Origin of the sequence: Streptomyces sp. NPDC000410 (assembly GCF_040300305.1) — a bacterium.
Lineage (GTDB): Bacteria > Actinomycetota > Actinomycetes > Streptomycetales > Streptomycetaceae > Streptomyces.
Window position 1 is genome coordinate 281002 of sequence record NZ_JBEPDM010000001.1, and the last position, 22725, is coordinate 303726.

19 protein-coding genes are annotated in these 22725 nt (G+C 72.0%); 10 read left to right on the forward strand and 9 right to left on the reverse strand.

Going from position 1 to position 22725, the window contains the following annotated elements; translation table 11 throughout:
• Window positions 1-25: 25 nt before the first annotated feature.
• Together ABT342_RS01295 and ABT342_RS01300 are read right to left on the reverse strand one after the other, a co-directional pair.
• Complete coding sequence (locus tag ABT342_RS01295; protein WP_351565192.1) at window positions 26-2059, reverse strand: thioredoxin domain-containing protein; 2034 nt, start codon at window positions 2057-2059, stop codon at window positions 26-28.
• Window positions 2004-2981: an EamA family transporter gene (locus ABT342_RS01300; protein WP_351565195.1), complete on the reverse strand. Its 978-nt coding sequence runs from the start codon at window positions 2979-2981 to the stop codon at window positions 2004-2006. Before ABT342_RS01300 ends, ABT342_RS01295 begins: the two co-directional genes overlap by 56 nt.
• Window positions 2982-3094: 113 nt before the next feature.
• Between ABT342_RS01300 and ABT342_RS01305 the strand changes: the two genes are divergently transcribed.
• Window positions 3095-3622: a MarR family winged helix-turn-helix transcriptional regulator gene (locus tag ABT342_RS01305; protein ID WP_351565198.1), complete on the forward strand. Its 528-nt coding sequence runs from the start codon at window positions 3095-3097 to the stop codon at window positions 3620-3622.
• 27 nt (window positions 3623-3649) lie between these two features.
• Here the strand turns inward: ABT342_RS01305 and ABT342_RS01310 are convergent, their stop codons facing one another.
• Window positions 3650-4987, reverse strand: a complete 1338-nt coding sequence (locus tag ABT342_RS01310; protein WP_351565201.1) for a serine hydrolase domain-containing protein — start codon at window positions 4985-4987, stop codon at window positions 3650-3652.
• Window positions 4988-5097: 110 nt separating this feature from the next.
• On the opposite strand from ABT342_RS01310, the gene ABT342_RS01315 reads away from it, so the two are divergent.
• Genes ABT342_RS01315 through ABT342_RS01330 form a run of 4 tightly spaced genes read left to right on the forward strand, consistent with a single transcriptional unit; the run spans window position 5098 to window position 13811 of the window.
• The gene (locus ABT342_RS01315; RefSeq protein ID WP_351565204.1) at window positions 5098-8379 is read left to right on the forward strand and encodes a tetratricopeptide repeat protein; all 3282 of its coding nucleotides are present in this window, start codon (window positions 5098-5100) and stop codon (window positions 8377-8379) included.
• Window positions 8380-8405: 26 nt separating this feature from the next.
• Complete coding sequence (locus ABT342_RS01320) at window positions 8406-11570, forward strand: AAA family ATPase (RefSeq protein ID WP_351565207.1); 3165 nt, start codon at window positions 8406-8408, stop codon at window positions 11568-11570.
• 10 nt (window positions 11571-11580) lie between these two features.
• Window positions 11581-12843 (forward strand): CHAT domain-containing protein, encoded by a 1263-nt coding sequence (locus ABT342_RS01325; RefSeq protein WP_351565210.1) that lies wholly within the window; start codon window positions 11581-11583, stop codon window positions 12841-12843.
• Window positions 12840-13811: a hypothetical protein gene (locus ABT342_RS01330; protein WP_351565213.1), complete on the forward strand. Its 972-nt coding sequence runs from the start codon at window positions 12840-12842 to the stop codon at window positions 13809-13811. Before ABT342_RS01325 ends, ABT342_RS01330 begins: the two co-directional genes overlap by 4 nt.
• Here the strand turns inward: ABT342_RS01330 and ABT342_RS01335 are convergent.
• Together ABT342_RS01335 and mca are read right to left on the reverse strand one after the other, a co-directional pair.
• Entirely contained in the window at window positions 13799-14032 is a 234-nt protein-coding gene (locus tag ABT342_RS01335) for a hypothetical protein (protein ID WP_351565216.1), read from the reverse strand. The two genes, ABT342_RS01330 and ABT342_RS01335, sit on opposite strands and share 13 nt — an antisense overlap.
• A gap of 2 nt (window positions 14033-14034) precedes the next feature.
• A complete protein-coding gene (gene mca / locus ABT342_RS01340; RefSeq protein WP_351565218.1) occupies window positions 14035-14916 on the reverse strand; it encodes a mycothiol conjugate amidase Mca in 882 nt (293 codons plus the stop codon).
• Between the two features lie 98 nt (window positions 14917-15014).
• Between mca and ABT342_RS01345 the strand changes: the two genes are divergently transcribed.
• On the forward strand, window positions 15015-15431 hold the full coding sequence (locus tag ABT342_RS01345) for a DUF4307 domain-containing protein (RefSeq protein ID WP_351565220.1): 417 nt from the start codon (window positions 15015-15017) through the stop codon (window positions 15429-15431).
• Between the two features lie 181 nt (window positions 15432-15612).
• Entirely contained in the window at window positions 15613-16110 is a 498-nt protein-coding gene (greA, locus tag ABT342_RS01350; protein ID WP_351565222.1) for a transcription elongation factor GreA, read from the forward strand.
• 108 nt (window positions 16111-16218) lie between these two features.
• Here greA and ABT342_RS01355 read toward each other — a convergent pair whose 3' ends face one another.
• The 3 genes from ABT342_RS01355 to ilvA all read right to left on the reverse strand — a co-directional run bounded on the left by ABT342_RS01355 (window position 16219) and on the right by ilvA (window position 19726).
• Window positions 16219-17082, reverse strand: coding sequence for an ABC transporter permease (locus ABT342_RS01355; protein ID WP_351565225.1), 864 nt, complete (start codon window positions 17080-17082; stop codon window positions 16219-16221).
• The gene (locus ABT342_RS01360) at window positions 17079-18107 is read right to left on the reverse strand and encodes an ATP-binding cassette domain-containing protein (protein ID WP_351565228.1); all 1029 of its coding nucleotides are present in this window, start codon (window positions 18105-18107) and stop codon (window positions 17079-17081) included. The genes ABT342_RS01355 and ABT342_RS01360 overlap by 4 nt, the downstream gene beginning before the upstream one ends.
• Window positions 18108-18496: 389 nt before the next feature.
• Window positions 18497-19726: a threonine ammonia-lyase gene (ilvA, locus tag ABT342_RS01365; protein ID WP_351565231.1), complete on the reverse strand. Its 1230-nt coding sequence runs from the start codon at window positions 19724-19726 to the stop codon at window positions 18497-18499.
• Between the two features lie 165 nt (window positions 19727-19891).
• Between ilvA and ABT342_RS01370 the strand changes: the two genes are divergently transcribed.
• From ABT342_RS01370 to ABT342_RS01380, 3 genes are read left to right on the forward strand one after another with little or no spacing between them, the layout of a single operon-like run.
• Window positions 19892-20446 carry a MarR family winged helix-turn-helix transcriptional regulator gene (locus tag ABT342_RS01370; protein ID WP_351565234.1) on the forward strand — a complete coding sequence of 185 codons (555 nt, stop codon included), beginning with the start codon at window positions 19892-19894 and terminating at the stop codon, window positions 20444-20446.
• A gap of 32 nt (window positions 20447-20478) precedes the next feature.
• Window positions 20479-20919 (forward strand): sigma factor-like helix-turn-helix DNA-binding protein, encoded by a 441-nt coding sequence (locus ABT342_RS01375; RefSeq protein ID WP_351565237.1) that lies wholly within the window; start codon window positions 20479-20481, stop codon window positions 20917-20919.
• Complete coding sequence (locus ABT342_RS01380; protein ID WP_351565239.1) at window positions 20916-21167, forward strand: hypothetical protein; 252 nt, start codon at window positions 20916-20918, stop codon at window positions 21165-21167. The genes ABT342_RS01375 and ABT342_RS01380 overlap by 4 nt, the downstream gene beginning before the upstream one ends.
• A 261-nt stretch (window positions 21168-21428) precedes the next feature.
• On the opposite strand, the gene ABT342_RS01385 is transcribed toward ABT342_RS01380, so the two are convergent.
• Window positions 21429-22586: a cystathionine gamma-synthase gene (locus ABT342_RS01385; RefSeq protein WP_351565242.1), complete on the reverse strand. Its 1158-nt coding sequence runs from the start codon at window positions 22584-22586 to the stop codon at window positions 21429-21431.
• Between the last annotated feature and the right edge of the window lie 139 nt (window positions 22587-22725).

Consider the following 22725-nt stretch of genomic DNA (forward strand, 5'->3'; position numbering starts at 1 on the left):
GGTCACCGGATTTCTCCGGAACCTCTCACGCACCAGGCGTCAACTCCCGCCCCAGCGCGTCCACTTCGGTGACGGGCGCGGCACAGACGAACCGCCGGCAGACATACGCGGCGGGCCGCCCCTGGACCAGCGGCCGGTCCGCGAGCAGCGGGAACTCGTCGCTGCCCGGCCGTCCCACGGCGAGGACGGCGCCCGGCGCCGCCCCCAGCAGCGCCGCCCGGTGCAGCGCCTTGGTGCCCGGGTCGTCCCGGTCGCCCACGATCGCGACCTCACGCGGCCCGTCGAGCGCCGCCTCCGCGACGGCGAGCCCCCATCCGATGAACCGGGGCGCACGCGGCCCGAGCGCCTTCACCACGCCCAACGCACCCTCGGCGGCCGTGCGATGAGCCGCCGATCCCGTGTGCGCGGCGTACGACAGCAGGGCTCCCGCCGCGGCCGTCCAGCCGGAGGGGGCGGCGTTGTCGGTCGGGTCCTGCGGTCGCCGGATCAGCGCCTCGGCGTCGTGGGCGGTGTCGTACAGCTGCCCCTCGGGGCCGGTGAACTGGTCCAGCACGATGTCCAGCAGGAAGCCGGCGAACTCCAGCCACACACCTTCGCCGTTGACGGCGGCGAGGGCGAGGAATCCCTCGGCGACATCGGCGTAGTCCTCCAGCACGCCGCTGTTCGCACCCCTGTGCCCGTCCTTCGACGTACGCGCCAGCCGGGCGCCCTCGTCCATGTGCAGTCGTACGAGCAGATCGGCGGCCTCGGTGGCCCGCTCGACGAGATCGGGCCGGTCGAAGTACCCGCCGACCTCGGCGAGCGCGGCGATCGCGAGCCCGTTCCAGGCGGCGACGATCTTGTCGTCGCGCCCCGGCCGGGGGCGCTGTTCACGCGCGGCGAGCAGCCGGGCCTTGACGCTCTCGACACGGGCGGCGTCCACGGGTGCCGCGTCCATGGGCAGCTGAAGGACGGAGGCGCCCTTCTCGAAGGTCCCCTCGTACGTCACCCCGAAGTACCCGGCGGCGAATTCGGCGTCCTCCGCCCCGAGGACCTCGACGAGCTGCGCGGGCGTCCACACATAGAACGCGCCCTCGTGGTGGTGGCCCGTGCCGTCGTCGCTGTCCGCGTCGAGCGCCGAGGCGAAGCCGCCCTCGGGCGTACGCAGCTCGCGCACCATGAAGTCGGCGGTCTCCAGGGCGACGCGCCGGGCGAGATCGCTGCCGGTCACCCGCCACAGATGCGCGTACACGCGGCACAGCAGCGCGTTGTCGTACAGCATCTTCTCGAAATGCGGCACGACCCACTCACGGTCGACCGCGTACCGCGCGAACCCGCCCCCGAGCTGGTCGTAGATCCCGCCCCTGGCCATCGACTCGCACGTGTCGGCGGCCATCTGCAGCGCCCCTTCGGAGCCCGTCCGCGCGTAGTGCCGCAGCAGGAACTCGACGACCATCGACGGCGGGAACTTCGGCGCACCGCCGAACCCGCCGTGCCCGGGGTCGTACTCCCTGGTCAGCCCGAGCAGCGCCTGCGCCAGCTCGGCCTCGGCGGGCGGCCCCTCCCCCCGGAACGCGAGCGAGCGCCCGGTCAGGTCCCGCGTGATCCGCCCGGCCACCTCCGCGACCTCGTCCCTCCGGCCGGTCCATGCCGACGCGACCCCCTCCAGCACCTCGCGGAAGGACGGCATGCCGTGGCGGGGCGCCGGAGGGAAGTACGTACCGAAGTAGAAGGGCTCCGCGTCCGGCGTGAGGAAGACCGTCATCGGCCAGCCGCCCTGACCGGTGGCGGCCTGGACGGCCTCCATGTAGACGGCGTCGACATCGGGGCGCTCTTCGCGGTCGACCTTGATGTTGACGAAGCTCTCGTTCATGTAGGAGGCGGTGTCGTCGTCCTCGAACGACTCGTGCGCCATCACATGGCACCAGTGGCAGCTGCTGTACCCGACACTGAGCAGCACGGGCACCCCGCGCTTACGCGCCTCTTCGAAGGCATCGGGGGACCACGGCCACCACTCGACCGGGTTATCGGCGTGCTGGAGGAGGTACGGGGACGTCTCGTGGGCCAGGCGATTCGGCATGCCCCCATCCTTGCGCACGCGGGTGGGCCCTGCCCATGCGCCACCTGGGCGCTCCGGGCGGCCTCGCCGGTCGGGGCTGTGCGAGCAGCACGGCACCGAGGATCACGAGGATTCCGACGAGCTGGGGAATCGACAGCGTCTCCTGCCGGAACAGATAGCCGAGGACGGTCGCGACGACCGGACTGCACAGGGCGAGGAAGGAGACCGCCAGCGCGGGCAGCCTCTCTATCCCGCGGAACCAGATCACGTAACTGATGACGGCGCCCAGGGAGATGAGATAGGCGAACCCGATGAGGTTCGTTCCGGTGAGGGTGGCCGGCAGACCTTCGATCGCCAGCGTGAACGGCAACGACACGAGTCCGCCAGCGACGAGCTGCCAGCCGGTGAAGGGAAGCAGCCCCACCCCGTCCGGGCGTCCCCACAGTTTGGTGAGGGTGATGCCGAACGCCAGGCAGGCCGCCGCGCCGAGCGCCGCCGCCACACCGGCGTAATCCAGTGCCGCTGTCCCCTTGAACACGAGCAACACGACACCGCCCGCCCCGAGGACGCAGGCCAGCACGTGCGTATACCGAATGCTGTCCCCGATGAGCAGCGCCGCCAGGACCAGCACGATCATCGGCTGCACCGCCATGATCATCGCCGCTATGCCACCCGGGAGGCGATAGGCGGCGACGAACATCAGGAAATTGAACGCGCCGATGTTGAGCGTTCCGACCACCAGGGAGCGCCACAGCCATATCCCGGTCGGCAGCGTACGGGCGAAGGCCAGCAGGATCAGGCCCGCGGGAAGCGTCCGCACGGTGGTGGCCAGCAGCGGGCGGTCCGGCGGCAGCCACTCGGCCGTCACGAGATACACGCTTCCCCATATCGCCGGGGCCAGCGCCGTCAGACCCGAGGTGGCTAACTGCTGACCGCCCTTCATGCCGCGCCGCCTTCCGTACCGAATTTCCGGTCACCGAACGCCGTCGGCGCCGGGCACCACAAGATACTTTCCATGGAAACTAAATTACTTTCCACGGAAGGTACAGTCAAGCCATGCCTCAGGACGCCGAACCCTCCGCCCCGCCCCCCGACGCCGACCCGGTCGATCTCATCGTCGGTCAATGGCTCCGGGAGCGGCCCGACCTCGACCCCGGCCCGGTGCACGTGATCGGCCGCATCACCCGTCTGCACTGGGCGCTGGACGACCTGCTGTCCCAGGTCTTCGAGCGCTACGGCCTGAGCAGGGGCGAGTTCGACATGCTCGCGACGCTGCGCCGCTCCGGCGCTCCCTTCGAGCTGACCGCCGGTGAGCTGCGCGGATCGGCGATGGTCACCTCGGGTGCGGTGACCAAGCGGGTCGACCGGCTGGAACGCGCCGGGCTGGTCAGCCGCCGAGCGGCCGAGGACGACGCGCGGGGCCGGCTGATCCGGCTCACCGACCGGGGCCGGGAGCTCATCGAGGCGGCGGTCGAAGAGCACTTCCACAACGAGACGCGCCTGCTCGCCGGGCTGACGGCCGAGGAGCGGAGCGCCCTGACCGAGCTGCTGCGCAAACTGGGCCGGACCCTGCCGGACGCGTAGCGGCGGACGGCAGCCCGCTGTCCGGTGTCAGCGCGGCTCCAGTTCGCAGGGGTGGCTCAGGAAGTTCCCGAGCCGGCCCTCGCCGTCCCCGTTCTTGTACGCGTGGGCCACCCCGGCCAGGCGTCCCCCGTCCTCGCGCCGCAGACACAGCAGCAGCAGCGGACCGGCGACCCGGGCGTCCTCCGTCGGCAGCTGTGCCGGGAAGGAGGCTCGCAGGTCCCAGGCCTGCGTGGCGGCGGACGGGGCGGTGGCGCGCGCCCCGGCCAGGCGGAGTTCGGCTTCGGAGGCCGTCAGCCGCAGCTCGACCGGGACGTCGCCCTCGGGGGTGGCGATCCGGCCCGCCCAGGTGCCCGGCGGCAGGGCCGAGGGGCGTTCGGGGTCGGGGATCGCCGGGTCGACCAGGGTGTTCGTATAGCCCGGGAGCAGCCGGGTCAGCACGTACGTGAGGACCTCGTCGCGGACCGCCTTGCCGGTGGAGTTGGTCAGGACCGCGACCGAGAGGCGGCGCTCCGGCACGTGGACGACCATCGCCGCGACCCCGCCCGCGCCGCCGCCGTGGCTCTGCACCAGAAGGCCGTCGCCACGAAGGCCGTCGCCGCGGCGCGATACGCACCAGCCGAGGCCATATCCCAGGTGCTCGTTGACCGGGAGGGCGTCCCGCACGTCCGCCGACGTGGCCGGCTCCAGAAGCCGGTCGTACGACTGCGCGAACAGCGCCAGCTCCGGTGCGGTGGCCCAGCCGAGCGTGGCGCCGGGGTGGCTCGTGCCGTAGTCCGGGTAGGGGCGGCCGTCGACGGTGTACCGGACCGCCGACGGTGCCGGGCCCGGGTAACCGCGGCCGATGTGGCAGGTGGTGAGGCCGAGCGGCGTGAACACCCGGTCCCGGACGTACGCGTCCAGATCCTGTCCGGTGGCCCGCTCCAGCAGGCGGCCGAGGATCCGGTAGCCGAGGTTGGCGTACTCGAAGCCCGTGCCCGGCCGCCGGTACGGCAGTGTGTATCGGTCCGCGTCGACGACCCGTTCGCCGTCGCCGTAGTCCCAGTCGTAGTGCGGCCCGAGACCGCCCCGGTGCTGGAGCAGCTGTCGCGCTGTGGGCGGTGACAGCCAGGCGTCGAGCCGCACGGGCGCGTCCAGGTCCAGCAGGCCCTCGTCCGCGGCGACGCAGACGGCGGTCGCGGTGATCGGCTTGGTGACGGACGCCAGCGCGTAGGCGGTGCCCGGGGTGGCCGGGCGCCCGGTGGCCGTGTCGGCCGACCCGTACGCCTCGGCGAGGACCACCTCGCCCCGCTCGGCCACCGCCACGGAGACCGACGGGCAGCCGTGCTTCCTCAGCAACTCCGCACAGAACTCGCCGAGTCCGTCCACCTCTTGAGCCTCCTTGATCCCTCTTGATCCTCCGACTCCCTCGCGTCGTCGCGCATCAGACGGAACACTTGACGCCGGAACGCAACCGTAGCTGTCAAAGGGGGACCCACATGCGGGACAGCCATCGAGCGGAAGTCGAACGGCTGTTGGAACGTGCCGTCGAGGAGGAGGTGCGCCGCTCCGGCGGACGCGTCGACGCCTCGGCGCTGCTCGCCCGGGGCCGCGACGCGCTGGAGGCGATGACGGCGACGGCGGGCGAGGAGTACGCGGCGTATCTGCGGGCGGTGGAGGAGGCCGAGGCCGGGCAGCTGTCGCTCGGGCAGCGCTTCAACCGGCAGAACGTGTCGGCTCCCGTGCTGGTCACGGCCGTCGCGGCGGCCGCCGCGATCGGCGCGGACCTCGCGCTGGGTACGCAGACGGGCACCGCGCTCGGGGCGGGCGCCGTCGTCGCGGTGGCAGGGGCGGCCACGACCGTGCTCAAGGTGACCGCCTCGCACTGGCCCGCCGCGCACCGCAGGGCCGGGGCGCTGGGCCAGCCGGGCGGACCCGAACAGCTACGGTTGCAGTGGCTGACCGCGCTGGAGGTACGGGGCATCCGGCCCTTCCTCGACCAGCAGCGGATGCTGACGGCGACCACCGCGCGTCCCGCGAAGAAGGCCGCGACCGGGCCCCAGCTGCGCGGCACGGACCGCAGCCAGGCTGCGCGCAAGCGCAGCGTGCTCGATCAGTCGTTCGGGCACATGCCGCAGCCCGCGGGGGTGTTCGCGGGCCGCCGGGAGGCTTTGACGCAGATCGTGAAGTGGGTGCAGGAGGCACGCGCGTCGACGGAGACGAAGCCGACGGTGGTGGTGCTGTACGGGGCGCCTGGTTCGGGCCGCACGACGCTCGCGGTGCGGGCCGCGCACGAGCTGAAGGACCAGTTCCGGGGCGCGTGCGTGGTGGATCTGCGCGGCGGTTCGGCGGGCGAGCAGCCGCTGTCGACGCGGGACGCGCTGCTGCATCTGCTGAACCGGCTGGGCGCGCCGCGCGAGCAACTGCTCTTTCGCGAACGGTCGTCGGCGGAACAGCAGGTGCGCCGGCTGGCCGAGCTGTACCACCAGCATCTGACGGGGCTGCCGGTCAGCGTCGTCCTGGACGACGCGAACGACGCCGCCCAGGTGCGCACCCTCGTCCCCGAGCGCTCGGAGTCGCTCGTGCTGGTGACGGCGCGCGGGCGGCTGGAACTGGACGCCGACATCCCCGCCTGGGTGCACCAGCTGCCGGTGGACGCGCTGGACGCGGCGGGCGCGGAGGAGCTGCTGAAGTCGGCCGCGCAGGAGCCGCAGGAGGGGCCGTACGACTCGCAGTCGACGGACGCGGTACGGGAGTTGTGCGGCGGGCTGCCGCTGGCGCTGCGGATCGCGGGCTCCTCGCTCGGGGCGCGCACCGCGCAGGGGCTGGCCGAGGAGCTGGGGGCATACGGGCCCGTGGAACCGGTCGAGCGGGCGCTGTGGCTGCGCTACACCGACCAGCCCGAGCAGGCCCGTCGGCTGCTGCGCCGACTGGCGCTGGCCGGGCGGGCCTCGCTCGGCGCGGCCGCGGCGGCGGCGCTGCTGGAGACCGACGAGGCGGAGGGGCAGCGGCTGCTGTCGCAGCTCGCGCAGGCCGGGCTGCTCGACCATGTGCGTGGGGGCCCCGCCGCACCGCAGGGCGGCGGAGGAGGCGCGCGTTACCGGCTGCACGATGTCGTACGGGACTTCGCCCACGCGCGCCTCCTCGACGAGGAGGAGCCGCAGGAGCGCACGGCCGCACAGGAGCGGCTGATCATCGCGTACGCGGAGCTCGCGGACGCGGTGATCCGGCTGGTCGACGGAAAGACGTCGACACGGGCCGACACGTTCGTGAGGAGCACGGCCGGGGGCCACGGCTTCGCCTCGCTCGACGCGGCCCTGCGCTGGCTGGACGACGAGTCGAGCTTCATCACGTCGGCCCTGCGTCACGCCGAGGGCGTGAACCAGCGGGCCGTGCTGAACCTGCTGGGCGCCCTGTGCGACTACTGCCTGCTGCGCGGCGACCTCTACCGCCTCGGCGAGATCAACGAGCTGACTCAGGCCGTCGACCAAGGGCTGCTGGTCCGCTCGGTCCAGTGGCGTACGGGCATCGCCGCGCGCCAGCTCGGCGAGCTCGACAAGGCCCGTACGACCCTGACGTCGGTGGTGGACCTGTACCGCGAGGCGCAGCACGACGCGGGCGCCGCCCGCGCCCTGTGCTCGCTCGGCATCACCCTGCACCACCAGGGCAACCTCGCCGAGGCCTCGGCGAAGCTGCGTGAGGCGATCGAACTCCAGTCGTCCGACGCGCTGGCCGCCGACCGCGCCTGGACCCTGCACGCGCTGGCGGCCGTCGAACGGGACCGGGCGAACCTCGCCGAGGCGCTGACGCTCCTGTCCACCGCGCTGACCCTGCACCGGGGCGGCGAGTCCCTGCACGGCGAGGCCTGGACCCACTTCCAGCTGGGGCAGGTGTGCCTGCGCATGGGCGACGTGCCGCGCGCCGAGTCGGAGCTGGGCGAGGCCCTCGACCTGTACGCCCGCACGCACGACGACCGGGGCGAGGCCTGGGCGCTGACCCAGCTGGCCCGCGCCCGGCTGGTCGACGGCGACCCGTCCCCGGCCGCGGACCGGCTCCGCGAGGCCCTCGCCCGGCACCGCGACAACGAGGACGCGCGCGGCGAGGCGTGGACGCTCTACTACCTGGGCCAGGCGCTGGAGGAGTGCGGCGAGCGCGACGAGGCGGTGCGGGAACTGGAGCGGGCGCGCACCATGTTCTCCCGGATGCGCGATGTGTACGGGCTCGCCTGCGCCCGCCACCACTCCGGCCGCGCCACCCGCGACCAGCGCGCCGAACGCACCGGCAACCTCCGCAACTCCGGCTTCGCCCGCCAGCTCCTGGTCGACGCCCGCGCCGACTTCCACCGCATCGGCGTCGCCCATGGCGAGGCCTGGACGTGTCTGGAACTCGCCGTCATCGACGCCGGCAACAACCGCCCCGCCCAGGCCCTGGCCCTGTGCGACGAGGCCGCCGCCCTCTTCGCCTCCTACGGCGACCGGCGCGGCGCCGACTGGGCCCGCTTCCTGCACTGCACCCTGCTCCCCTACGCCTCCGCGGGCGGCGTCGAGGTCGGCACGGTCGTCGCCCAGGAGGAACTGGCCCGCCTGCGCCAGGAGTCCCACCCGGCCCGCGACGGCAAGCTGGAGGACTGCGCCGAGGCGTTCCGGCTGGTCCTGGAGCGGGGCGTACGGCTGGAGGACGGCTGGCAGGCATGGCAGCTGGGGATGGTGCCGAACCGGCACGCGCGGGAAGTGATGGGGGTACCGGTGGAGGCCGCCGAAGGCCGTGGCAGCGGGCGGTAGGGCGACAGGGGCACCAGGGGGCAGGGATGGGTCACGGATCGTACGAGTCCGGCGCGCACGGGCTCCGGCCGGAGGAGGAGCACGCGGCGCGCCGCGCGATGGCGCGGGCGCTGCGGGCGGCCGGGCTGTCCGTCGCGGACGCGGCGGGGCAGGCCGCCTCGTACGACAGGCTGGACATCTTCTCCCTGGCCACCAGGGCGTTCAGTGCATACGTGACCGCGGGCCGGGGCTGGTTCGCGCGCCGGAAGTGGCTGGCTGCGGTGGCCGGGGAGGCGGTCCGCGACGCCGTCGAGCGCGGAACGCTCCCGGAGCCCGACGCCGACGAGCGGGCGGAGGAGTTCCAGGCGCGGCTGCGCGAGTACGGCATCAGAGGGGTGAGCGGCGAGGAACCAGGGCCTCTCCTCCCCGTGGCCGTTGCTCCGACGCCCTGGAGCTCCTCGGTTCCGTCGTACTTCACCGGCCGTTCGAGGGAGCTGAGCGAACTGCTCGTCCACGTGCGGGACCGCCTCGCGGCCGGAGAGTCCCCCGCGCTGCTGCTGCACGGGCGGCCCGGGATCGGCAAGACCACGCTCGCCCACGCGCTGGCCGAGAACCTCGCCAAGACGGAGGACACCCCGGTCGTGGAGGTCCGGGCAGCCGGACTGCCTTTCGCAACGTTCCTGCTGCTCCTGCTCCGGCAGGCCGGGGTCCCGAACCGTACGCTGCTCAAGGCCGTGTACACGAGCCGCGGCGAGCTCCGGCGGACGCTGGGGAACCTGTGCCGCCGCCACTTCACCGAGCGCCGGTACATCGTGCTGCTCGACGACGTCTCGGAACCGGGGCTGCTCACGCAGCTCTTCCGCGGCACCCGGGCCGTCGTCGTCGCGACGTCGCAGTGGTCGCACGACGACGACCCCGACCTTGGACCCGGCATCCACAGGCACCAGGTGCTCCCGCTCGGCACCTCGGACGCCGCCCGACTCGTCGGGAGCATCACCGGCCGGGAGACAGGTGCCTCGCCGCACGCGTGGCTGCCCGCCGCACAGGGCAATCCCGTACTGCTCCATCTGCTCGCCGGGCTGCTCCGGGACGACAGCCCGCATTCTCCCGCGGACACGCCGAAGGGGCTGTACGACGAGGCCTGCGCGCGGCTGTCACCCGATGCGCGTCGTCTGCTGGACGTCCTGCTCGTGCTGGAGGCGCCGGGGCTCACGGTCAGCGACGTACGGGCGCTGGACGAAACCGGCCTGAGCAAGCGGCGCATCGTGGCCGCCTTCCACGAGTTGGCGCACCAGATGTTCCTCCGGCCGCGCGGGGCCCTTCTGCACCACGTACCGTCCCTGCTGGGGAGGCTGCACCTGGGCGAGGTGCCCTCGGGAACACACCGGATGAACGGGGCCAGGGCGAGATGGCAGCTCGCCCGGCACGTCGGCGAGGCGGCCTCCCGCCCCTCGGTCCCCCACGAGGTCGCGGACACCTGGCTCGATCTGGCGTGCCGCATGGCCGGTGGCGACGCCGCGGCCACCGGCCCGCTCTTCTCGGCGCTCGCCACGCACTGGCTGCGACGCTGCGAGTACCACTATGTGCTCGCCCTGTACCTGCACAGCAGGCGCCCCGATGAATCCCCCGACGAGGAACTGACCGTCGCCGTCGCCATGGCCCAGCGCCAGGTGGGCCATACCGGCATCGCGGAGGAAATGCTGCGTGAACTCGCGACGGCCGCGCCCGGCCAGGACCGTCCGGCGACCCGCGAACTGGCCCTGGTGCTCCGCGACAAGGGCGACCTGCCCGGCGCGCTCTCGGTCCTTCAGCTGATCGACGAGCCGGGACCGGAGACGCTCTGCGCGATCGGCTCCCTGCAGGGCGAGCTGGGCTTGCACACCGAGGCCGTGCGGACGCTCACCCGAGCGGGCGACCTCCTCCAGGACGACGTTCGGGAGGAGGTCGCCCGGGGCCGCCACCCGGACGACGTCCGGGTGGCGGCCTGGATCGATCTGGAACTCGCGCGGACCGGGCTCCGCGACGGCCGCGCGGGCTCCCTCGCGCCTCTCGTCGACGAGATGGGTTACGACTTCCGCACCTCCGGTAACCGCCGCGGCTTCGCCTGGTCCCGTATCGAATCCGGGCGGGCGGCCCTGCTGTCCGGGAGGGGCGTCCCCCTCGTCCAGAAAATCCTGTCGGAGGCCCTCCGGGAGCACGAGGCCACCGAGGACCTGCGGGGAGCCGCCTGGACCCTGCACTACCTGGGCATCGCCGCCGCCCAGGGAGGCAGGAACGACCTGGCCCTCGCCGACCTGCTGCGGGCCCTGGCCGGGTTCATGGAGCTCGGCGACCAGTTCGGCATCGGCTGGACGCTGCACTACATGGGGGTGTGCGCCTGGGTCAGGGGGGACCAGTCCTTCCGGTGTGATCCCACCGTTCTCTTCCAGCAGGCCCGGACGGCCCTGGAGCGAGCGGGTTCCCCGCGCGGGCAGGCCTGGTCCCTGCTGGAGTACGTCCGGACAACCGCCCGTCCCGACGCCCACGAGCTGCTGACGGATGCGCTCGGGCTCTTCCGGGCGGCCAGGGACGACCACGGACTGGCATGGACAAGGCTCTGGTTCGCCGTACTGGGCAACAGCCGCGATCTGGCGCTGCGTTCACTGGCGACGATCGACCAGGCGGCGCTGCTGTCCGCGGAGAGCGCGCGCAGTCTGCGCGTATGGCAGCAATGGGCGGGACGACCGGAAAGCCCCCTCCTCCCATTGGGGCCCCCACCGGCCATCCCCCTCCTGGCCCGGGAGCTGACCGCCACCGGCCTGTTCGACGATCCGCCCGCCGGCCCCCGCTGCCGCGTCCGCATCACCCTCCTCGACGAGGCCCCCGCCACCGCCCCCACGGCCGCCGCGACCCTCCTCGTCCGCGTCGAGGCCGACTCAGGCCACCCCTGGCGGGACCGGCTGGAGGCGCCGTGGCTCACGGTCGTCGCGACACCGCTCACCCGGGCCGGTGTCGAACCCGCCTCGGTGGCCCTCAAGCCGTCCGAACGGGCCCAGGACGGGGCCGAGTTCGGCTTCACCCCGCACACGGCAGGCGTGCACCGGATCCGCTTCACCGTCTACGACACGGCCACGGACACCCTGCTCCAGCAGGTCGAGACCGAGGTGGACATCCCCGACACGACCGATGACACGGCCACGTCGGCGCCGTCGCACACAGAGCAGAAGGTATGAGCGCGTGGGAGTGAGAGAGCTACCGGTCCGGGTCGTCCGCAATCCCAGCAGGGATTTCACCCGCACCCGCGAACTTCCCGTCCGGGGCCCGGACGTGACCGTGAGCTTCGACGTGTACGGCGAGGACCAGATCCGGGCGCGGATGCACGGCCCGGCCGTGCCCGCGCTGTACAGCATGGACCACAAGGCGATCCTGGCCACGAAGCCGTCGGTGGTACGGGACGCGGGCGCGCGGCTGCGGCGGCGCTGGAAGGAGTTCGTCGACTTCCAGCCGCTGGACGAGCACGGCCGCGAGGACGCCGCCCGGATACGGCCGTTCGCGTCCGCCGTCGACCTGCGCGACCACCCGGAGGCCATGCCCCATGTCCGTGAACTCGCCGACATGGGCGCCCACTTGCTCTTCCGCACCTTGCTGCGCGGGGACGGGCCCGGCATCGATGCGTTCCGCGGCTATCTCGCCGAGGCGCTCGCGAGCACGGACCTTCGCGTACGGTTCGACTCCGATCTGCAGCTCCCGTGGCCACTGCTGGCCCTCCCGTCCCGGGACGTCCCCGACGACGAGGTCTTCGCCCGCTTCCTCGGACACCGCCACCAGATCGAGCACACCCACCACTCCTACGTCTACGGCCCCGGCGCCGTGGAGCCGCGCCCGGCGCCGCTGGTCAGCCTCAATCACGACCCCTCGCTGGGCACCCGGGGCCGCACACGGGCCGAGCAGGTCGCGGCGGCGCTGGCCGAGGGCGGCGACTGTGTGAGCCGTACGACCCGCACGGAGCTGACGCAGGCCCTCAAGAGCGCCGAACGCGACGAGCAGTTCATGTACTTCTGGGGCCACGGCCGGTACGTCCCTCAGGAGTCCGCGCCGCCCGCCTTCGCGATCGCGCTCGGCGACGGACTGGAGATCGACGGGCTGACGATCCTGGAGTGCCGCGACGGCCAGGACTGGGGCACGTCGCCGTTCCGGCCGTTCGTCCTGATGAACGCCTGCCATGGCACCGCCCCGGGGCCGGCCGGATCTGGGCGGCTGTCCCTGGCCGGGGCGCTGATCGAGTCGGGGGCGCTGGGGGTGCTGGGGCCGCTGATCGAGATGCCGCAGGTGTTCGCCGCCGAGTACGCGCTCGCGTTCATCACCGAATATCTGCGCGGCACGGCCACGGCGGGGGCCCTCGCGCACACCCTGACCAGGCGGTACGCCGCCGAGTTCGCGAATCCGCTGGGGCTGGCCTACGGGCTGCTCTGCGGGATGGACAGCCGACTGGAGCGCGCCTCATGACCGCCATCCGTACCGTCGACCTGGACGAGGCAGGACGGCTGCTCGACGGGGACACTCCCGTACCGGAGCACCGGCTCGCCGCGCACTTCGCCGAGTTCCTGACGCCCCCGGCCTGGGCGAGCGACATCATCGTCTACGCGCACGGCTGGCAGACCAGGCCGGACGCGGCGATCGACGCGGCGGCCCGGCTGCTGGCCCTGACACAGGAACGGTACGCGGAGGGCCCCGGGCTCTACCCGCACCTGGCGAACGGTTTCGCCCCCTGGCCGGTGCTGGTGCGCTGGCCCTCCCGCAGCACGCTGTTCGGCTACCGGCGGATCCGGGACCGCGCCCACACCATGGGGGCGGAAGGGCACGCGGCCCGGGTGATCGGGCGGCTGCTGGGCTATCTGGACACCGAGCGCGGGGATCCGGCCGCCGCCCGCGTCCTCGCCAACCGCGACGGCCAGTACCTGCACCTGGTCGGCCATTCCTTCGGCTGCCGGCTGCTGTGCGAGGCCGTGCAGTGGGCGGCCGACGACGGCCGGGAGGGCGGCACGCTCGGCTGGAGCCGCCCGGGGCCCCCGGGGCGCCCCTTCACCGTGGACTCGATGCTGCTGCTGCAGATGGCGGCGCCCCGTGACGCCTTCGCGACGACGTTCACGGCCCTCGCCGAGGCGCCCCTGAGGGGTCCGGTCGTGGCCACGTACGCGGAACGCGACTGGGCCACCGGGCTGTGGCACAAGGTGGCGGAGAAGCGGCGGGGCATCGGCAGCCAGGGCATCGGGACCGCCCCCGAGCCGGTGTCGCGGATCGGGATGCGTCCGCCGCACGAGGCGTACGCGAAGAAGGAACTCGACCACTGGTTCGTCAGCGTGGACGCGGGTGGCGTCTTCGTGGAAGGCCGGAGCCCGGCGGGCGCGCACTCCGACCATCTGCGGCCGGAGTCCGCGCACCTGCTGCTGTCGCTCGCGGACTACTCGCGCTGAGCGCCGCTCTTGGCGGCCCCGTCGGCCGCCGCCTCCGGCGCCTCTTCGAAGTTCACCCGGCCCATGTGCCGGTTCATGGACTTCATCAGCATCCACACGCCCACGGCGAGCGCCGCGAAGACGACGAAGCCGAGGACTCCCGGGGTGACCTTGTTCTTGTCCAGCTCCTGGGCGGCGAGCGGGACGAGGTGCGTCATTGCGAGGTTTGCGCTAGCGCTCATGGCTACGCATTCTCCCGGATGCCCGCGAAGAGGTCGCTCTCGGGGAGGGAGGTGTCGACCAGGGACTTGGCGAGCTCGTACTCCTCGGTCGGCCAGACCTCCTTCTGGATCTCCATCGGGACGCGGAACCAGCCGCCGTCCGGGTCGATCTGCGTGGCGTGTGCGATCAGCGCCTTGTCACGGATCTCGAAGAAGTCGGCGCACGGGACGTACGTGGTCAGCGTGCGCTCGGCCCGCTCGAACTCCTTCCAGCGCTCCAGCCACTCCCCGTAGGGGGACTCCAGGCCGCGGGAGAGCAGCGCCTCGTGCAGCGCGACCGTGCGCGGGCGGTTGAAGCCCTGGTTGTAGTAGAGCTTCAGCGGCTGCCAGACCGGTCCGTACTCGGACTCGGGGAACGTCTCCGGGTCGGCCGCGCCCTCGAAGGCCACCATCGTGATCTTGTGGGTCATGATGTGGTCGGGGTGCGGGTATCCGCCGTTCTCGTCGTACGTCGTGATGACCTGCGGCCGGAAGGAGCGGATCTTCCGCACCAGCTCGCCGGCGGCCTTCTCGACGTCCTCCAGGGCGAAGCAGCCGTCCGGGAGCGGGGGCAGCGGGTCGCCCTCGGGCAGGCCGGAGTCGACGAAGCCGAGCCACTCCTGCTTGACGCCGAGGATCTCGCGGGCCTCGTCCATCTCCTTGCGGCGCACCTCGTGGATGTTGTCCTCGATGTACTTGTCGCCCTGGAGCTTCGGGTTGAGGATGGAGCCGCGCTCGCCTCCCGTGCAGGTCACGACCAGCACGTCCACCCCCTCGGACACATACTTGGCCATCGTGGCAGCGCCCTTGCTCGACTCGTCGTCGGGGTGGGCGTGAACGGCCATCAGTCGCAGCTGCTCAGTCAAGACTCGATCCTCAGTGAATGGGCACATGGGGCGGCTTCTATAGTGACGGAATCGGGGGACGGAAAATTCCGGGATCCCCGAGTTCTGGGAGGACGATCATGGGCGCGGTACGCGAAGAGGTCCCCGGGGGCCGTTACGGCCGCCCGGCGGACGAGCGCGCGGATCGTGGGCTGAAGATCGTGGGCGCGGTGCTGGGTGTGGCCTTTCTCGCCATGGTCGGCTGGTTCGGCTACGACTACGTGAGCGGCCAGCGGATCAGCGCCGAAATGATCAAGTGGGATGTCACCGCGGACGACCAGGTCCAGGTCCATCTCGAGGTCCGTAAGGACAAGGACGCCCAGGGCTACTGCACCCTGCGCTCCCGCGCGGAGGACGGCTCCGAGGTGGGCCGCAGGGACGTCCGCTTCGACATGGCCGCAGGCCGCGTCGACCAGGTCGTCACGGTGCGTACGACGGCGAGGGCCACCAGTGCGGAGCTCGCGGGCTGCACCGCGGACGACGGCCCGAAGGGCTGAGACGGCCGGGGCGTATGCGGCGTACATCCAGGGGATGACCTGCATTGACGCGTTCTTGAGGTCTTTTGGTCCTCCCCCTTTTCGCCACTAATTGTTAGGCTCGTGGTTTCGCCCACTCCTGAAGGCACATGCTTCTGGGTAGGGCGATGCTTTGTATTCCCAGTACCTACGAGGAGCACCTGTGACCCAGACCAGCGAGAACGTCACCTGGCTCACCCAGGAGGCGTACAACCAGCTCAAGGCCGAGCTGGAGTACCTGTCTGGTCCCGCGCGCGTCGAGATCGCCAAGAAGATCGAGGCGGCCCGCGAGGAGGGCGACCTGCGGGAGAACGGCGGGTACCACGCGGCCAAGGAGGAGCAGGGCAAGCAGGAGCTCCGTGTGCGCCAGCTGACCCAGCTCCTGGAGAAGGCGAAGGTCGGCGAGGCCCCCGCGGACAACGGCATTGTCGAGCCCGGCATGGTCGTGACGATCGCCTTCGACGGCGACGAGGACGACACCCTGACCTTCCTGATGGCGTCGCGCGAGTACGCGAGCGCCGACATCGAGACGTACTCGCCGCAGTCGCCGCTCGGCGCCGGCGTGAACGGCAAGAAGGTCGGCCAGGACGCCCAGTACGAGCTGCCGAACGGCAAGCTCGCGATGGTGCGGATCCTGGACGCCAAGCCCTACCAGGGCTAGCCCCACCGGGGCCGAGCGACCGCCCGCCCTTCAGGCCGTAAAGCGGAAGGCCCCCGGCACCCACAGGTGCCGGGGGCCTTCCGTCGTACCGGGCGCCAGGACGGATGCTCAGACGGTCGCCGAGCGGTACTTGCGCACCGCCAGTGTGCGGAAGACCACGAGGATCAGGACCGACCAGAGCACCGAGGCCAGGACCGGGTTCTGCATGGGCCAGGCGTCCGGGGTCTGGAAGCCGGGCGGCAGATTGCCGAACAGCTCACGGCAGGCCTGCACCGTCGCGCTGAACGGGTTCCACTCGGCGATGGTCTGCAGGAACCCCGGCATGTTGTTGGCGTCCACGAAGGCGTTCGAGATGAACGTCAGGGGGAAGAGCCAGATCAGTCCGCCGGAGGTGGCGGCCTCGGGCGTACGGACCGACAGGCCGATCAGCGCGCCGATCCACGAGAACGCGTACCCGAGCAGGAGCAGCAGCAGGAAGCCGAGCAGCACCTTGCCGATGTTCTCGTGCACCCGCCAGCCGAGGATCAGCGCGACGACCGCGAGGACGACGAGCGTGAGCGCCGTCTGGACGAGGTCGGCGAGCGTACGGCCGGTGAGGACCGCGCCGCGCGCCATGGGCAGCGAGCGGAACCGGTCGATGAGGCCCTTGTGCATGTCGTCGGCGATACCGGCGCCCGCGCCCGCCGTGGCGAAGGTGACGGTCTGGGCGAAGATGCCAGCCATCAGGAATTCGCGGTAGGCCTGGGGCGAGATGGAGCTGCCGACCTGGATGGAGCCGCCGAAGACGTACGTGAAGAGCACCACGAACATGATCGGCTGGAACAGTCCGAAGATGATCATCTCCGGGATCCGCGTCATACGGATCAGATTGCGCTTGGCGACGACGAGCGAGTCGCTGACGGACTGCGCTATGGCGCCGCGCGGCGGCGGGGCCGCGACGCGACGGTCCGCCGCTTCCTGGACGGTGGTCACTTCACGGCCTCCTTCCGGGCCTTGGCGCCCTTGGCACCCTTGGCGCTCTTACGGTCGGTGACCTCGCCGTTGTCCTCGGCCGTCCGCTCGGCGTGGCGGCCGGTCAGGGAGATGAAGACGTCGTCGAGGGTGGGGCGGCGCAGACCGATGTCGTCGATCTCGACCCCCCGGACGTCCAGCTCGCGGATGACCTCGGCGAGCAGCTTGGCCCCGCCGGTGACCGGGACGGTCAGCATCCGCGTGTGCTCCTCCACGGCGACCTCGCCCTTGCCGAAGCCGGCCAGCACCTCGCGGGCCGGGGCGATCTCGTCGGGCCGGTGGACGACGACCTCGACGCGCTCACCGCCGGTGCGGGCCTTGAGCTGGTCCGACGTACCGCGGGCGATGACCTTGCCGTGGTCGACGACACAGATGTCGTGGGCGAGGTGGTCGGCCTCTTCCAGGTACTGCGTGGTCAGCAGCAGGGTCGTACCGCCGCTGACGAGCTCCTTGATGACCTCCCACAGCGCCTGGCGGTTCCGCGGGTCGAGGCCGGTGGTCGGCTCGTCCATGAACATCACGGGCGGCTTGACGACCAGGGCCGCGGCGAGGTCGAGGCGGCGGCGCATACCGCCGGAGTAGGTCTTGGCGGGACGGTCCGCGGCGTCGGCGAGGTTGAACTGCTCCAGCAGCTCCCCCGCCCTCTTCTTCGCCGCGGCGGCGTTCATCTGGTAGAGCCTGCCGACCATCTGGAGGTTCTCGCGACCGGTCAGGTACTCGTCGACCGCGGCGAACTGGCCGGAGAGGCCTATCGACCGACGGACCTCATTGGGATGCTTGAGGACATCGATGCCCGCGACGACCGCACGGCCGCTGTCGGGTTGGAGCAGGGTGGTGAGGACGCGCACGGTGGTCGTCTTGCCGGCGCCGTTCGGGCCGAGCAGCCCGAGGACCGTGCCCTCGGGAACATCAAGATCTACGCCGTCCAGAGCCCGTACGTCGCCGAAGGTCTTCACCAGGCCTTCGGCGTAGATGGCGCCTGGCATATGGGGTCTCCCAGTGCAGAGGATGGCTGCGGTTCCGTTGATCCGGTTTGCGGGTTTTTCCACGCAAGCTTAGGTTCGGCCCCACGTCCGCGCAGGCGGTTTTTCGGCGGGCGCCCACGGAGAAGTTAACGCGATACATCGCGATACACAAGGGCTGCGCGTCGGCGCAGGTAAGGCAGGGCCGGCCGCGGGACGGCGGCGCACGTCAGCCGCGCAGGCAGAGCGGACCCCGGGTCGCGGGACGGCGGCGCGCGTCGGCCGGCAGCCCCAGCCGCAGGACAGCCACGCGCATCAGCCGCAGGGCAGGCTGGGGCCGGCCGCGGGGCGGCGGATGCGCGTCAGACGCAGGCAGGGCAGCCCGGCCACCGAACGCCGGACGGCGAGACGCGTCAGCCGATGACGTGGTACCCCGCCTCGCGCAGGGCCGCCCCGACCTCCGTGCAGTGCTCCGGGCCCTTGGTCTCCAGGTGCAGTTCGACCTCGACCTCCGTCAGGCCGAGCCGGGGGTCGGTACGGACGTGACCCACGTCCAGGACGTTCGCGTCGGCCGTCGACAGCACCCCGAGAAGCGTGGCCAGCACGCCGGGCCGGTCCGGCAGACGCAGCCGCAGCGACAGATAGCGGCCCGCCGCCGCCATTCCGTGCCGCAGGATGCGCTGCATCAGCAGCGGGTCGACGTTGCCTCCCGACAGGACGGCCACCACCGGGCCCTTGAACGCGCCCGGGTCGCTCAGCAGCGCCGCCACCGGGCTCGCCCCGGCCGGCTCGACCACCAGCTTCGCCCGCTCCAGGCAGAGCAGCAGCGCGGAGGACAGCGCGTCCTCCGAGACCGTGCGCACCTCGTCGACGAGCTCCTCGACGACCGCGTACGGAACGTCGCCGGGGCGGCCCACCTTGATGCCGTCCGCCATCGTCGTGGGCGTCTCGATCGACATCGGCCGTCCCGCCGCCAGCGACGGCGGATACGCCGCCGCGCCCTCGGCCTGCACCCCGATCACCTTCACATCGGGACGCAGCGCCTTGACCGCGACCGCGACGCCCGCGACGAGGCCGCCGCCGCCGACACCGACGACGATGGTCCGCACCTCCGGGCACTGTTCGAGGATCTCCAGGCCGACCGTGCCCTGCCCGGCGATGATGTCCGGGTGGTCGAAGGGGTGGATGAACACCGCGCCCGTATCGCGCGCGTACTCCTGCGCGGCGGCCAGGGTCTCGTCCACCACATGCCCCTGGAGCCGCACCTCGGCGCCGTAGTCGCGGGTCGCGGCGACCTTCGGCAACGGGGCGCCGACCGGCATGAAGACGGTCGAGCGCACACCGAGCAGCGAGGAGGCGAGGGCGACGCCCTGCGCGTGATTGCCTGCGGAGGCGGCGACGACACCCGCCGCGCGCTCCTCGGGCCGCAGCCCCGAGATCCGTACGTAGGCGCCGCGCAGCTTGAACGAGCCGGTCCGCTGGAGGTTCTCGCACTTGAAGTGGACCGGGGAACCCACCAGTCGCGACAGATAGCGGCTGCCCTCCATCGGCGTCAGCCGGGCCACACCGGACAGCATCTTCTGGGCGCCGCGGACGTCATCGAGGATGAGTGGGTGAAAGGGGCCAGCCGTACGGAAGCTCATGACAGCAAGTCTCGCAGCTCAGCGGCCTGACAGCGGCCTCACACGGGTGCCTGTCCACAGGTTTCGGCAGGGCCGGTACGCACCCGCCCGGGTCCGCGTACTCTGTCCCCCACCAACCGACCACCGCACGAGAGAGCCCCCGCAGCCATGCCCACAACTCAGGACATGACGAACACTGCGTACTCCCAGGGGACGACCCCCGAACCTCCGGGAGTCCCCGGTCTCCTCGATGCCCTCCAGCACCAGGTGGCCGTCTTCGCACGCCGTGCCGAGCAGACCCGTCTCGGCGGCCTCGGCCAGGTCCGCAACTCGATGGACCGCGCCGCGTATCTGCTGCTCAACCGCCTGGACCAGGAAGGACCGATGGGCGTCAAGGCGCTCGCGGCCGGGATGGGGATCGACTCGTCGACCGTCACCCGCCAGGTCGCGCCGCTCGTCGACACCGGCCTGGTCAAGCGCACCTCGCACCCCGACGACGGCCGCGCGGTCGTGCTCCAGCTGTCGCCCCGCGGCCAGGCCCGCCTGGAGGAGGTCCGCTCCTCGCGGCGCGAACTGATGGCACAGGTGACGGACGGCTGGACGGAGGAGGAGCGGGATTCGTTCTGCACCCTGCTCACCCGGTTCAACTCGGCGCTCTCGGCCCGCCAGGCCGGACTGCCCGCCCCCGAGGACTCCGAGAACTCCGAGAACTCCGAGACGGAGACGCCGCCGACCTCTTGACCGAGGGCGCCGCGCGGGCCTGATATGAGGACGTGCGGCAGCGGAGACACCACTTCGAGGCCTTGGGGACCTTTGCGACCTTCGACGCGTTCGTGGCGGGCGCGGGAGGGCGGCTGCTGCACGCCGCGACGCTGCTGACCGCCGAACAGCCCGGCCGCAATCCCCGCGCCCAGCAACTCCTCGTCGCAGCGCTCGCCCACACCTACGCCGAATGGGACCGGCTGCGCGGCGAGGACCCGTACGACCGCACCCGCGCAGCCCTCGCCACCCGCTTCGCCCGCTCGGCGTGGCGCTTCCACCGGGGCCGCGGCGGGATCCTGTCCCGCATCACCCCGCGCCAGCGCCTCGTCGTCGTCCTGCGGCTGTACGAGGGCGTGGCCGAGGAGCAGACGGCCGCGCTGCTGGGCCTCCCGGTGGAGCGGGTCCACGCGCTCTGCGGCCGCGCGATCGCCGCCCTGCGAGCCCCGTCGTGAGCGCCGCCGACCGCAAGGAGGCGGAGATCCGGCGCCTCCTCGACACTCCCCACCCCCCGGTCCCCACGGACCTCTGCACCCGCGCCACCACCCACGGCATCCGCCTGCGCCGCCACCGCCGCGCCCTGCACCGCACGGCCTGCGTCCTGCTGCTGGTGGCGGCCCTCGCCTTCGCGGCGTGGGCGTCGGCGACCGAGCCGTGGAGACCGCCGCCGTCGAAGACGACGCCGCTGATCGAGGGGTGGTGAGGGGGGCGGGTGCAGTGGCGGCGCCTGCGGCGGGCCGTGTCCTCAAACGCCGGAGGGGCTGGGAAACCCAGCCCGCCTGGGGTCCCCCCCACGCCCGCCAGGGCGTAGGGGGAGTTTGAGGACACGACCGAAGGCCGTACCGGGGGTCTGGGGGCTTGCCCCCCCAGTTTTCGGGAAGGGGCGGGGCGGGGAGAAGGCCCGCCGCAGGCTCCCACCACCCACGCGCCCCACCCAACGCCCGCCCGGCCCAGCCAGGAACGCTCAGCCCAGCGCCTGCTGCAAGTCCGCCAGCAGGTCGTCCACCGACTCGATCCCCACCGACAACCGCACCAGATCCGCCGGCACCTCCAGCGCCGACCCCGCCACCGACGCGTGCGTCATCCGGCCCGGGTGCTCGATCAGGGACTCGACACCACCCAGCGACTCGCCCAGCGTGAAGAGCTTCGCGCGGTCGCAGACCGCGACCGCCTCCGCCTCGCCGCCCGCGACCTGGAAGGACACCATGCCGCCGAAGCCCTTCATCTGCTTCGCGGCGACCTCGTGCCCGGGGTGCTCAGGCAGGCCCGGGTAGAAGACCCGGGTCACCTTCGGGTGCTCGGTCAGCATCTCCACGATCCGCGCCGCGTTCGCACTGTGCCGGTCCATGCGCACCGCGAGCGTCTTGATGCCGCGCAGCACGATCCAGGAGTCGAACGGCCCGGCCACCGCCCCCATCGCGTTCTGGTGGTACGCCAGCTGCTCGCCGAGCTCCGCGTCCGCCGTGACCAGCGCGCCGCCGACGACGTCCGAGTGGCCGCCCATGTACTTGGTCAGCGAGTGCACGACGACGTCCGCGCCGAGGGCGAGCGGCTGCTGAAGATAAGGACTGGCAAAGGTGTTGTCGACGACGAGCTTCACGCCCGCCGCCCGCGCGATGCCCGCGATCGCCGCGATGTCCGTGATGCCGAGCAGCGGGTTCGACGGGGTCTCGACCCAGATCAACTTCGTACGCTCGTTCAGTGCGGAACGTACCTCCGCCGGGTCGGACGTGTCGGCCACCGACCAGTCCACGCCCCACCGCTCGACCACCTTGGCAAAGAGCCGGAAGGTGCCGCCGTACGCGTCGTTCGGGATGACCACATGGTCGCCGGGGACCAGTAGCGTGCGCAGGAGGCAGTCCTCGGCGGCGAGCCCCGACGCGAAGGCGAGGCCGCGCCGGCCGCCCTCCAGCGCCGCGAGGTTCTCCTCCAGCGCGGTCCGGGTCGGGTTGGCGCTGCGGCTGTACTCGTAGCCGCCGCGCAGCCCGCCCACACCGTCCTGCTTGTAGGTGGACACCTGGTAGATGGGCGGGACGACCGCGCCGGTCAGCGGGTCGGCTGTGTTGCCCGCGTGGATGGCGATGGTCTCGAAGCTGTGCTCGTGGCTGTGCTGATCGCTCATGAGGCCGAGCGTAGTCCTGGTGGACCGGTTGCTGTTCCCGACCGCACCCTCGCATTCGCCCTCGCGTCAAGAATGCGACAAGCGTTCCAGCAAGAGCGCTTGCGTGCGCTTCGAGTTCCAGGCAAGCTCAAGCTGAAGA